Source organism: Oribacterium sp. HCP28S3_H8 (genome assembly GCF_052064775.1).
Classification (GTDB): Bacteria; Bacillota; Clostridia; order Lachnospirales; family Lachnospiraceae; genus Oribacterium.
Window position 1 is genome coordinate 1 of record NZ_JBQHUZ010000014.1, and the last position, 12,633, is coordinate 12,633.

Below are 12,633 nucleotides of genomic sequence, written 5' to 3' on the forward strand. Positions count from 1 at the left end.
CCTCCTGCTCATTCGCTGGGGGATTATGTAAAGAAAAAGGAGGAGGATTTCAATAATGCCAAACAAAACAAAGCAAAACTTTTCATTTCCTACAACACAACATAAACTTGTACTTGCCGAGAAGCCCTCGGTTGCCCAGTCCATTTCCAGGGTACTGGGCGTGTCCAGACGTTGTGATGGATATCTTGAGGGCGGAGAATACATCGTCAGCTGGTGTGTCGGCCATCTGGTGGAGCTGTCGCCGCCGGAAGTCTACAATGAGGCATACGCAAAATGGAGGCTGGAAGATCTCCCGATTCTGCCGGAGCACTGGCAGTATCAGGTGTCCGATTCCACAAAAAAGCAGTTCCGGATTCTGAAGGAACTGATGAACCGGGAGGATGTAGAAAGTCTTGTCTGTGCTACCGATGCCGGGCGGGAAGGAGAACTCATCTTCCGTCTTGTCTATCATCAGGCGAGGTGCCAGAAACCTTTTGAGAGGCTCTGGATTTCCAGCATGGAGGATGCAACGATCCGGGAAGGATTTGCCCACCTGGAGCCGTCAGGAAAATATGATGCTTTATATGAAGCAGCCCTTTGCCGGGAGCGTGCCGACTGGATCGTCGGAATGAACGCTACCCGGCTTTTTTCATGCCTGTACGGATCCACGCTGAATGTCGGACGGGTTATGACGCCGACACTTTCCATGGTGGTCATGCGGGATGCCGAGATCACGGCATTTAAGCCGAAACCGTTCTACACGGTTGAGCTTCGTTCGGATGACATGAGTGCCGTGAGCCGCCGGTTTGATGACAAAGCAGAGGCAGAAAAGCTACAGACATTATGCTGCGGAAGTATGCGGGCGGCGGTCAAATCCGTGGACCATACGGAGAAAACAGAACACCCTCCGCTTCTCTATGATCTGACCAGCCTGCAAAGGGATGCCAATCGCATTCTCGGTTTCACTGCCCAGCAGACGCTGGATTATACGCAGGCGCTTTATGAGAAAAAGCTTGTCACCTATCCGCGCACGGACAGCCGTTATCTGACGGAGGACATGCGGGAAATGCTGCTGCAGCTGATTACAGGCGTCGGGGCAAAATACGCCGTGCCTTCTGAAGCGCTATCCCCGGAAATGCGGGACAGCGGGAATTTCACAAGGCTTTTCAATAACGGGAAGGTCAGCGATCATCACGCTATCCTTCCGACCAGAACCATGTCCGGGGCAGATCTCACAGCACTTCCCACCGGCGAACAGGCTGTCCTGCAGCTGATCGCCGTAAGGCTTCTCTGCGCAGCAGCGAAAGATTTTCGTACTGCCGAGGAAGCGCTCGTTCTGACCTGCGCCGGCGAGGAATTTACGAGAAAAGGCAGGACGGTTCTGCAAAGCGGCTGGAAGGAACTGTGGCTTATGTTTTATCCGGCGAAGAACCGGGAGAAAGATACCGGTGATGCGGCCGCTTTTTCATCCGGCGACGTGATTCCTTTTTCAAAAGCGGTCTTAAAGGAGGGCTCAACAACGCCGCCCAGGCGATTCACCGAGGATACGCTGCTCAGCGCCATGGAAACAGCCGGTGCGGAGGACATGCCGGAGGATGCGGAGCGCAAAGGCCTCGGAACACCGGCAACCCGTGCCGGTATTATTGAAAAGCTGGTACAAAAGGGCTTTATCGAGCGGAAAGGCGACAAGAAGACACGGTATCTGGTATCCACGGCGAGAGGAAATTCCCTGATTACCGTAATGCCGGAGCAGATTCGTTCGGCTGCCATGACCGCTGACTGGGAGCAGAAACTTCTTGAAATCGAGCAAGGTGCTTACCGTGCGGAGAATTTCATGCAGGAAATCACCGGGATGATTGCGGATCTTGTCAGGAATTATGATGCGGCGAAGGGGACAGGACTGGAAATGAGTAATTACCGGAAAGCCGGGGCCTGTCCGTGCTGTCAGTCCGATGTAGTGGAAAAGCCCAAAGGCTGGTTCTGCAGTAACCGCGAATGCCGGTTTGCGCTCTGGAAGGATAATGCATTTTTCAAAAGTATTGGAAAGCGGCTGTCTGCCAGCATGGTTGAGCGGCTGCTTTCCGATGGCAGGATCGGGTTGAAAGACTGCACAAGCCGGAAGACCGGAAGGCACTTTGATGCCACTCTCCTGCTCTCCGCAGATCCGGACGGAAGAGCCTGCTTCCAGCTGGAATTTGATCCACCAAAGAACAGGAAAAACGGCGGGAAAGAAAACAGAAAGCAGGGATCTGAAAAGGAAACATCAAGCGGAAACAAGCACAGGTCCGAAGATCGGAGGAATCATTATGAACAGTAAGCTGACACTTGCCGAACAGGAAACCATCATTCTCTGGGACAACGAGCTGGATACGGCCAGCATTTATACCCACGATCCCAGGCTGCTCCGCCGCCTTGCGGAGCTTTCGGCGAAATATCCGGATGATTGCATTTTCGAGAAAAATGGTGCCGGAAAGTCCAGATTCTACCGGGTCCCGAAGAAGCTCATCGCCATTCGCACTCCCTACAGCGAGGAGCGCCGGAAAAGACAGCGGGAACAGGCGCTGCAGGAAAACTACCGGGAACGGTTTTCCGGAAATCCCGGGGATGCTGCCGGAGAGGAAACATAATCTCCGGATGACAAGGAACGAAACCGGCGGCAGGGCTGCCGAAACACAAACAGGAGGAGGTCCGGCAATGGATTCAAACAGAAAAAGTGATGAGAGAACAGTAAGAAATGCGGCAGAGCAGATCCGAGGGCAGCTTGAACAATTTCAAGAGGGAGAATTTATTCTGCAGATCCCGCTGAATGCCGCCGTGGAAAGTGAGGTGAAAGATCATGAATAGGAAATACGGCCTCGACCAGGTTTCTGTTCGCCTGGTAAAAGAACAGCCGCTTCTTGCCAATGAGGGAATTACCAACCCGGAATCGGCTGTACGGATTCTGGCGGATGCATTCCGGGATTATGACCGGGAGGTTGTCGGAGTGGTTCATCTCAGAAATGACAACGTGCCAATCAATATGACAATCGCCAGTATCGGAACGCTGAATTCCTCACTGGCTCACCCCAGAGAGATTATGAAAGCGGCGTTCCTGTCCAATGCGGCTTCGATCCTGCTGTTTCACAATCATCCGAGCGGACGGCTGGAACCGTCAAAGGAGGATATTGCACTTACAAACCGGATGCAGCAGCTCTGCACACTGGCCGGGATACCAGTGCTGGATCATATCATTCTCGGAAAGGACCAGTATTACTACTCATTTCGGGAAAAGGATATCCTGCCGATGGACAGCATGCCATATTCCACGGATCTTGCTGACATCAATCTGAAGATTGCGGAGAAAGAGGCGGAAAAGTATGGCTACCGGCAGGAAATAAAGCCCCAAAAATCTGTCCGGAAATCTCTGTCAGAGCTGAAAGCGCAGAGAGAAAAGAAGGAAGATGCAGTTCCTTCCGAAACCGGGAAGGCAAAACGGAAGACTGCGGCAAAAGCAAAGGAGGATGCAAGGTGACATTCCATGAGAAAGCAATCAAGGAGGATATGGCGAATGAGTGACTGGCATGATGAATTCGCAGAACCGATGCACGATACACCGGCGGAAAAGGATTCGCTTGTTGCCGCGATGGAAGCCGCGGGCTACACCTATGACGGCATAGAGAGCACAAACGATCATCTCCGCTTTTTCGGGAACAACGGGCAGACAATCACGATGGGAGGCTGGCACGAGTGTGAGGAATGGCTGAATGGTGTTGTTTTTGATGATCCGCAGATATCTGACCGGGTCGAGCTGATTCTCCATCCGGAGCGCTTTCCTGAAATGGATCCGGGCAGAGCGGCACTCCGCTCTGTGGAGGATTTTGTTGAGCAGAACGATAACAGCCTTGACGGAATCATCAACAATCTTCCGGAGCCAGATCCGACAGAACGCGCCTGCAGATGTGCCGATGAAAAGATAAGAGAATCTGTACTCGAAAAGCTCAGAGAACAGCAGAAGCAGGAACCTACGGCAAGACAGGAACAGCCCGGAATTTTCCGCAGACCGGAGGAAAGGAGTCTCGAATGAATCTGACAAGAGATGAGCGCACCCTGCTGATGCTCTACTACTCTTCCAGGCGCCCGGAAGCAATTCGGATTTTGAAAGAGATGCAGGCCTGCCTCATGCCGGACGAGACAGAACTCTGGCTGATGACGGAATCGCTGATCAGTAAGCTGCTCTGTATGACGAATGAGGAATATAGCAGGCTTGAACTGTTTTCTGAAACAGGTCCGGCAGGAGGTGCCCATGCAGACAAGAGATAAATGGGTGCACTTTGTCATGACCGGCGATGAATATGAACGGATGCGTCGGAAAATGGAGGAAATCGGGATCCGGAATCAGAGTTCGTATCTAAGAAAAATGGCACTGGATGGTTATTGCGTGAACCTTGATCTTCGCGATGTGAAGGAAGTGGTTTCTCTGCTCCGGTACTGCAGTAACAATCTGAACCAGTACGCAAAGCGGGCAAATGAAACGGGCTCCATTTATGCGGAGGACATTCAGGATCTGAAGCAAAGGCAGATGGAAATCTGGGAGGCTACAAAAGAAATCCTGGCAAGGCTCGCAACAATTACGTGACATCCTTGATGGGATCCGTGACCTCCGGTAAACTGAAAAAAAATCAGACGAGGAGGTACGTATTATGTGGCTGATCAAATTACCATTTAAACTTCTGGCACTTCCGGTTCTTCTGGTTGTATGCGTCTTTACCATCTTCTACAAGCTCGCCCTGGGCGTGACGGGTTTTGCCGCCGGGATCATCTATCTGATCTTTGGCGTCTGCATTGTGATCGCATTGCTCCAGGGGTACTGGGTGAATGTTGGTATCATCTTTGCTGCCGCCTGTGTCGTATTTCTGATCACCATGACTGCCGAACTTGTTCTGATGGGACTGGAGGCGCTCTCAGGGCTATTGTCCGGATTTATTTTTTCAAGATAATAGATGAAGCATATTGGATTTAGAGGAAGCCGGGGAACGCGCAAAATTTCCCCGGCTTTTTATGTCCGGAGGAAGGAGTCGTTAAATGGCAGCGACAAGACTGATCCCGCTGCATGTGAATAAGGGAAAAACAATTGCGCAGAGTCTTGGTGACCGGACAGATTATGCGAGTAATCCGGAGAAAACAGAAAAAGGCGAACTGGTCTCCGGCTATATGTGTGATCCGATGACTGTCGATGAGGAATTCCTTCTGTCCAAACGGCAGTATCAGCAGATCACAGGCCGCGAATCCAGGCATGATGTGATTGCCTATCAGATCCGCCAGTCCTTCAAACCCGGCGAGATCACGCCGGAAGACGCGAATGCATTGGGGCGGGAACTCGCACTTCGTTTTACCAAAGGAAAATACGCATTCATCGTCGCGACGCACACGGACCGGGCGCATATTCATAATCACATCATTTTTAATTCCACATCTCTGGATGCAACCCGCAAATTCAAAAACTTCTGGCTGTCGAGTATTGCGCTGCAGCGGATCAGCGATCTGATCTGCCTCGAGCATGGCCTGTCCGTCATCAAACCAAAGCCGTATCGCGACCGCCAGAAACGAACAGAATACCCGAAGCGGGAGAACCTGCGCGATGAGATCTGCAGGGATATCGATGGAGTTCTTCAGGGCGCATGTCCAAATACTTTTGAAGAGCTTCTGCAGAATCTGGAGAAGTCCGGCTATGAAATAAAGCGCGGCAAACAGATCGCCGTAAAGGGAAAACAGCAGAAGCGTTTCATCCGTCTCTCCTCTCTCCGGGAAGGTTATACCGAGGCGGATCTTCGGATTTATCTGGAATCGAATGACGCGCGTAAGCGGCTATCGGCAAAAACACGAACGCATGCCCCTGCGGATCGCCCGTTTAATCTCATCATTGATATTCAGGCAAAGCTTCAGTCCAAGGGCGCAGGCTATCGCCGGTGGGCCACGGTTTACAATTTGAAGCAGATGTCAAAGACGCTTCTCTTCCTCCGGGATCATCGGATCGAGAGCTTGGATCAACTGGAGACGATGCTTCATTCCCAGACGGAAAAACGAAACGAGATTCTCTCGCAGATTCAGAAAGCGGAAAAGCGGCTCACGGAAATCTCGGCTCTGCGAACGCATATCATCAACTATTCCAAAACCAGATCTGTATATGAAGCCTATCGCAAGGCGGGCTACAGCAAAAAATTCCTGGAGGAGCATCGGGAAGAAATCACGCTGCACAAGGCAGCAAAGCAGGCTTTTGATACTCTGGAGCTTCAGAAGATTCCGAGGATAAAGGAACTGAGCAAGGAATATGCGGAGGTGCTGGCGGAGAAAAAGCAGCTTTATCATGAATACCGGAAAGTAAAAGATGAAATGCAGGAGCTGCTCATCGCACAGAAAAATGTTGCATCTCTGTATGATGCGGAGCGGAAGGAAGAAACGCAGAGGCAGAGACAGCAGGAACAAAGTCATTAAGGATGAAAAAACTATGGGACCCGGACGGCAGGATTTCCTGTACCGTCCGGGTCCCGCTTTTCAGCGTTTCGCAGAAACGCGCAGCCATCACGAAGTGATGATCCGTAAGGGTTTGGGAGTATCCCAACAAGCCATTTCTGCGGAAGCGGAAATGTGTTCCCGGGGCCAGAGTTGGCCAAGGGAACATTGCTTGCCAGTTAGTGAGGTGCACAATATTTAGGGCAAAAGAAAGCGGTAAATTGATTGATAATATATTGAAACGTGATTAGAATGTAATTATAATCCCAAGTTTTGATTGAATAATTTTGCAACGCTGTTTCTAAAATTGATGATAGATGAAATAGCTATTAGAAAATAAAAGCCATGAAGTTAAAGGAATATACCCCATGAACGACTTGCCCGTACAGCAAAAACTAATTGATATCGGATGTGATCCTGTAGCATCCCTCCTCGATTTATTGCTCAAAGATAAATCAACGCATAAAAACATCATCTGGGCAACGGATACCTATGAATCACTTGGTCACGGATTTACAGATAAAGAACAGATCGATAAATATCTGTTACTGCAGCACGCAGATATTATCAAACCGCGAATTCAAAAGTCACTGGAAGCGCAGGCAGCCCGGACGCGAAAAAAAGCGGAAGTCTTTACTCCGGCATGGCTGTGCAACCAGATGAATAATTACTGCGATGCGGAATGGTTTGGCAGAAAAGCCGTTTTTAATCTGGAAAAAGAGGATCATACATGGGACGTGATCGAAGACCCCATCGCGTTTCCGAAGAAAAAAAACTGGAAGCGTTACATAGATTCAAGACGGTTGGAAATTACCTGCGGGGAAGCACCATATCTTGTATCTCGTTATGATGTTTCTACCGGAGACTTCATTGTTCCAACGAAGCACAGAATCGGACAACTCGACCGAAAACTAAGAGTAGTAAATGAAAATACCATAGAGTACGACGACTGGCTGAAGTGGACGATCCGGGCATTTGAATCCTGTTATGGATATGAGTATCAGGGAGATAACCTGCTGATTGCGCGGATCAATTTGCTGCTTACATTCATGGATTACTATAAGGAACGCTGGGAAAAAGATCCGGAGGAAAAGTTGCTGCGGCAGATTACAAACAAGATTGCATGGAATATATGGCAGATGGATGGCCTGAAAGATACCGTCCCTCTTGGAAAACCCTATGAAGAATATCATCAGATGACGTTCTTCGATATGTATCCGGACATGGTGGAAAAAGAGGACGAGCCGGAAGCTATCCTATGCAAGATCTATGACTGGAGAAAGGATAACTCCATTATTTTTAAGAAGCTGAAGGAGACCTGACAAATCAGTTTGGTGCTGGATTCAGCCGCAGCAATATCACCAGAATGTGGCAGCTGTATCTTGCTTATCCAAAATGTGCGACGCTGTCGCACAAATTAAGCTGGAACCATTATGTGGAACTTTTGAAGATAGATGATCCACAGGAAATACAGAACCAATTGGCATTGTTATGGGTGCCTATGAGGATAAACTGATGGTGAAATATGCCACACAGAATATTTCTAATCAGCTTTTTGTCAGCCGCTATCAGCTCTATCTTCCTGACAAAGACCAGTTAGAAAATGAAATCCGCAGATTTATGGATGCTGATGCTGCAAGGGAGAACTAATTATGGGAAAGAAATTGTTTGATTATGTGATAGGGAATCCGCCGTATCAGGAAGAAACGACAAACGATGGGGATAGGAAACCGCCGGTATATAATTTATTCATGGATCAGGTGTATGAAGTTTCAGATGTAGTTGAACTAATAACACCGGCCAGGTTTTTATTTAATGCTGGTCAAACTCCAAAGGCGTGGAATGAGAAGATGCTTACGGATTCTCACTTAAAGGTGTTGCACTATGAACCTGATGCTACCAAAGTGTTTCCTAATACCGATATTAAAGGCGGTGTAGCTGTCACTTATCGAGACGAAAGAAATAACTACGGTGAAATAGGGATTTTCACTGCCTATCCGGAGCTTAATGCAATTATTCGTGAAGTAAAAAAGACTGAGGGTGATAATCCGCGACTCAATACTATTATTGCGTCGCAAGGATTGTATAGGTTTTCTGCTCAATTATTTAAAGAACATCCGGAGATTGAAACACTTTCAGGTGACGGAACCGGGGCAAAAATTATTTCCAGCATGATGCCAAAAGCTCCGAATATTTTTAAAACAGAAAAATTTGATAATAGTATACGAATGCTTGGGCGTATCGGAGGGCAACGTGAGTATAGATATATAAGTCGTGACTACATCGAAGAAAATCCGTATATTGACTGCTATAATCTATTTCTTCCAGAGGCAAATAACAGCGGGCACTTTGGGGAAACCTTAACTCTTCCAACTATTGGAATGCCAGGTGATGGGAGTTCAGATACTTTTTTAAGTGCTGGTAAATTTAAAACAAAACAGGAAGCGATCAATCTTAGCTTGTATATAAAGACCAAATTCTTTAGAGCGATGCTCGGAATCAAAAAAGTTACACAACATTGCCCTCCTAAGGTATGGGAAATGATTCCCCTTCAGGATTTCACTCCCACTTCTGATATCGACTGGTCAAAATCTGTCCACGAGATCGACTTACAGCTTTACCGTAAGTACGGTCTGGATGAGGACGAGATCAACTTTATCGAAACACATGTAAAGGAGATGGCATAATGGCAGAAATCAAGATCAGCACAGCCACAAGGGTCATTCCGCAATGCTATGCCTATACGACTCCTGGAGTGCCAAAGCACGATGGCTGGACCAAGATCGGTTTTACGGAGCGGGATGTTGCAACCCGGATCAATGAGCAGACACATACGGTCGGTGTGGATGCAAAGATCTGGTGGCATTTGCGCGCCGCTTACATGACGGAACCGTTCGGGACGTTTACGGACAAGGATTTCCACGCTTATCTGAAGAAGCTCGGAGTTGCCCGCGAGGAAGGTACAGAATGGTTCAGGATCACACCGGATACTGCGCGTGGGGATTTTGTGGATTTCACACAGAATCATGGCGTGGTATCAGAAAGTGATGCCGATGCGGTGATTCCGTATAAGCTGCGGAATGAGCAGAACGATGCGGTGCAGTCTGCGTATGATTATTTCAAGTCCCATGAGAAGGGCGAATTCTTGTGGAACTGCAAGCCACGGTTTGGGAAAACGCTCTCCGCGTATGACCTCTGCAGACGGCTTGCGGTTACCAATGTTCTTATTGTGACCAATCGCCCGGCAATTGCCAATTCATGGTATCAGGATTACGAGACATTTTTTGGTCCGCAGTCCGGATACCTTTTTGTTAGCACTGTGGACGGAATCAAAGACCGGAAATATGTCCTGAGCCGTCAGGAGTATCTGGATAAATTGAGCGCCCCAGGAGCCAATATTAAAGGCTGTATAGAATTTGTAAGCCTGCAGGATTTGAAGGGATCCATCTACTTTGGCGGGAGATTTGACAAGCTCTCAGAAGTCAGCGCAGAAAAAGGCCTGACGTGGGATATCCTGATCATCGATGAGGCACATGAAGGTGTCGATACCTACAAGACTGATACAGCATTTAATCACATCAACCGTAAGTACACGCTTCACCTTTCTGGAACGCCGTTTAAAGCTCTGGCGAATGACAAATTTCCTGAAGATGCCATCTATAACTGGACCTATGCGGATGAGCAGAAGAAAAAGCGTGACTGGGACAACTCCAGCGAACTGGAAAATCCTTATGAGAATCTGCCCCGTCTGTCGCTCTTCACGTACCAGATGTCTGACATTATCCGAGACAAGGTGCGGCAGGGAATCGAGCTTGCGGATAACGATATTGAAGAGTATGCATTCGATCTGAATGAATTTTTCAAAACAAATGAGTCCGGGAAGTTTGTCCATGACGCGGATGTAGACAAGTTTCTCGATGCATTGACGACGCAGGATAAGTTCCCATTCTCCACGCCGGAGCTTCGGAATGAGTTGAAGCACACGTTCTGGCTTTTAAACCGGGTGGCAAGTGCAAAGGCGCTTGCAAAGAAGCTGTCGCTGCATCCGGTTTTCAAAGACTATGAAGTGATTCTCGCGGCTGGCGACGGGAGGCTGGACGATGACGACGAAAACGAGAAGGCTTTTGACCGGGTGACGAAGGCCATCAAGACCTATGACAAGACCATCACGTTGTCCGTTGGACAGCTCACAACCGGCGTGACGATCCCTGAGTGGACGGCAGTTCTGATGCTTTCCAATATGGCAAGCCCGGCTCTCTATATGCAGGCGGCATTCCGTGCGCAGAATCCGTGTCTTTTCCACGATGCGCTAGGCAATTCCTATCGGAAGAAGAATGCCTATGTCTTTGACTTTGACCCGGCAAGAACGCTGACGATCTTTGAGCAGTTCGCTAACGATCTCATTCCAGAGACATCCGGCGATAAGGGAGACTTTGATCAAAAGAAGCAGCATGTTCGCGAGCTTTTGAACTTCTTCCCTGTCTACGGCGAGGACGAGAACGGGTCCATGATTGAGCTGGATGCAGAGTCTGTGCTTACGATTCCACGTCATATTCACGCAAAGGAAGTTGTAGAGCGCGGTTTCATGTCCAATTTCCTGTTCTCCAATATTTCCGGCATTTTCGGAGCACCGAAAGAGATCATCGACATCATCAACAATATGCAGGCGCTGGAAGAACCGAAGAAACTGGAACCGGCCGATGTGGATGAGCACACCGCGGATGAGCTTGATTTGAATAACAAAGGCGAGGTGGAGATTCCGCGGGAGCAGGTGATCGGCACCGCCAGCGACCTTTTTGGAGATAAGGTTTACAGCGATGTGGATGATCAGCTGGAGCAGGCAGTCACTGACATCAAAGAGCAGTATGCAAAAAATCCTGATCCAAAGCGGGATGAGCTTGCTGCCCTACGGGAGAAGTTTTCAAAGCCGATTGCCAGCACGCTGATGGAAACAGCCCGGGCGCAGTATGGAAACGAATTAAAGAAATCAACGCAGAATCAGCTAGAGCGCAAGATTCAGGAAACTACAGATACCGTCGTAAGCCGTGAGTATGGTGATTACACAATCCGAGATCATCAGCTCGAAAAAGAGCGTAACGACAGAATTACGGAGGCTCAGAAATCCGGCGCTTCCATGAGCGAGATCAGCCGGCTGGATGATGAGTACGCTAAGCGCAGGTACGAAGGCTACCAGCAGATGGTAGACAATATTCATAAGAAGCTGAACAGTGAAGAAACTGTCAAGAAAGCGGCAGAAACTATTGTAGAGACCGTCGAGACTGAAAGGCTGAACAGTGAGAAGGATTCTATTGAAGGAAGTGTTCGAGATCATCTACGCGGCTTCTCTCGTACAATTCCAGCGTTCCTTATGGCTTATGGTGATGAAAGCACAACACTTGCGAATTTCGATGCGCTTGTTCCGGCGGAGGTATTCTGGGAGGTTACGGTTAATCCGCAGAATGGCGTCGGCGTAACGCTTGACCAGTTCCGGATGCTTCGAGATGGCGGCGACTATTATCAAAAAGATGAACAGGGCAATGAAATCCGGGATGAAGCGCATAAGAAGCATTTTGAGGGACACCTGTTTGATGAAGTTGTATTTAATGATGCTGTCGGAGAATTCATGAAGAAGCGTCGGGAGCTCGCAGATTATTTTGATGCATCCCACAAGGGCGACATCTTTGACTACATTCCGCCGCAGAGAACCAACCAGATCTTTACGCCAAAGCGTGTCGTGAAGGATATGGTGGACCGGCTGGAGAAGGAGAATCCCGGTTGTTTTGATGATCCGGATGCTACATTCGCTGACCTCTATATGAAGTCCGGCATGTACATAACAGAAATTGTAACGCGTCTTTATCAGAGCAAGCGCATGAAAGCACTCTTTCCAAATGACGCCGAGCGGCTGAATCACATCTTCGCGAAACAGGTATATGGCTGCGCGCCGACGGAGATTATTTACAGGATCTGCCTGAGATATATCCTCGGGTTCAGCGATGAGATACATATTGAGATGAATAATATCAGGCTGTGCGACACTCTGCAATATGCCAAAGATGGGACACTCAAGCAGGAATTGGAGCAATTGTTCAGTCTGAGTTGAAGCGGGAACTAAACCAAAACCATGCGACTTAGTTATTTGGAAAGTCGCATGGTAAATGTCGA

General features: G+C 48.7%; 14 protein-coding genes. All 14 read left to right on the forward strand.

Annotated elements, in window-relative coordinates; all coding sequences use genetic code 11:
• Positions 1 to 55: 55 nt before the first annotated feature.
• The 14 genes from ACTNEN_RS12370 (at position 56) to ACTNEN_RS12435 (ending at position 12,571) form a co-directional block, all read left to right on the forward strand.
• Positions 56 to 2,296, forward strand: coding sequence for a DNA topoisomerase 3 (locus ACTNEN_RS12370; protein WP_441206823.1), 2,241 nt, complete (start codon positions 56 to 58; stop codon positions 2,294 to 2,296).
• Complete coding sequence (locus tag ACTNEN_RS12375; RefSeq protein WP_441206824.1) at positions 2,286 to 2,606, forward strand: immunoglobulin; 321 nt, start codon at positions 2,286 to 2,288, stop codon at positions 2,604 to 2,606. The genes ACTNEN_RS12370 and ACTNEN_RS12375 overlap by 11 nt, the downstream gene beginning before the upstream one ends.
• Positions 2,607 to 2,673: 67 nt before the next feature.
• Positions 2,674 to 2,823: a hypothetical protein gene (locus tag ACTNEN_RS12380; protein WP_441206825.1), complete on the forward strand. Its 150-nt coding sequence runs from the start codon at positions 2,674 to 2,676 to the stop codon at positions 2,821 to 2,823.
• Entirely contained in the window at positions 2,816 to 3,490 is a 675-nt protein-coding gene (locus ACTNEN_RS12385; RefSeq protein ID WP_441206826.1) for a JAB domain-containing protein, read from the forward strand. Before ACTNEN_RS12380 ends, ACTNEN_RS12385 begins: the two co-directional genes overlap by 8 nt.
• Positions 3,491 to 3,526: 36 nt before the next feature.
• Positions 3,527 to 4,042, forward strand: coding sequence for a DUF4316 domain-containing protein (locus tag ACTNEN_RS12390; protein WP_441206827.1), 516 nt, complete (start codon positions 3,527 to 3,529; stop codon positions 4,040 to 4,042).
• Positions 4,039 to 4,278 (forward strand): transposon-transfer assisting family protein, encoded by a 240-nt coding sequence (locus tag ACTNEN_RS12395; RefSeq protein ID WP_441206828.1) that lies wholly within the window; start codon positions 4,039 to 4,041, stop codon positions 4,276 to 4,278. The genes ACTNEN_RS12390 and ACTNEN_RS12395 overlap by 4 nt, the downstream gene beginning before the upstream one ends.
• Positions 4,262 to 4,594 carry a plasmid mobilization protein gene (locus tag ACTNEN_RS12400; protein WP_441206829.1) on the forward strand — a complete coding sequence of 111 codons (333 nt, stop codon included), beginning with the start codon at positions 4,262 to 4,264 and terminating at the stop codon, positions 4,592 to 4,594. The genes ACTNEN_RS12395 and ACTNEN_RS12400 overlap by 17 nt, the downstream gene beginning before the upstream one ends.
• Before the next feature lie 64 nt (positions 4,595 to 4,658).
• A complete protein-coding gene (locus tag ACTNEN_RS12405; protein WP_441206830.1) occupies positions 4,659 to 4,955 on the forward strand; it encodes a hypothetical protein in 297 nt (98 codons plus the stop codon).
• Between the two features lie 85 nt (positions 4,956 to 5,040).
• Positions 5,041 to 6,450, forward strand: a complete 1,410-nt coding sequence (locus ACTNEN_RS12410) for a relaxase/mobilization nuclease domain-containing protein (protein WP_441206831.1) — start codon at positions 5,041 to 5,043, stop codon at positions 6,448 to 6,450.
• A gap of 386 nt (positions 6,451 to 6,836) precedes the next feature.
• Positions 6,837 to 7,790: a restriction endonuclease subunit M gene (locus ACTNEN_RS12415; protein ID WP_441206832.1), complete on the forward strand. Its 954-nt coding sequence runs from the start codon at positions 6,837 to 6,839 to the stop codon at positions 7,788 to 7,790.
• Between the two features lie 44 nt (positions 7,791 to 7,834).
• Positions 7,835 to 7,984, forward strand: a complete 150-nt coding sequence (locus ACTNEN_RS12420; protein ID WP_441206833.1) for a hypothetical protein — start codon at positions 7,835 to 7,837, stop codon at positions 7,982 to 7,984.
• Complete coding sequence (locus tag ACTNEN_RS12425) at positions 7,948 to 8,118, forward strand: hypothetical protein (protein ID WP_441206851.1); 171 nt, start codon at positions 7,948 to 7,950, stop codon at positions 8,116 to 8,118. Before ACTNEN_RS12420 ends, ACTNEN_RS12425 begins: the two co-directional genes overlap by 37 nt.
• Positions 8,119 to 8,120: 2 nt before the next feature.
• A complete protein-coding gene (locus ACTNEN_RS12430; RefSeq protein WP_441206834.1) occupies positions 8,121 to 9,155 on the forward strand; it encodes an Eco57I restriction-modification methylase domain-containing protein in 1,035 nt (344 codons plus the stop codon).
• Positions 9,155 to 12,571 carry a DEAD/DEAH box helicase family protein gene (locus ACTNEN_RS12435; protein ID WP_441206835.1) on the forward strand — a complete coding sequence of 1,139 codons (3,417 nt, stop codon included), beginning with the start codon at positions 9,155 to 9,157 and terminating at the stop codon, positions 12,569 to 12,571. Before ACTNEN_RS12430 ends, ACTNEN_RS12435 begins: the two co-directional genes overlap by 1 nt.
• Positions 12,572 to 12,633 lie beyond the last annotated feature (62 nt).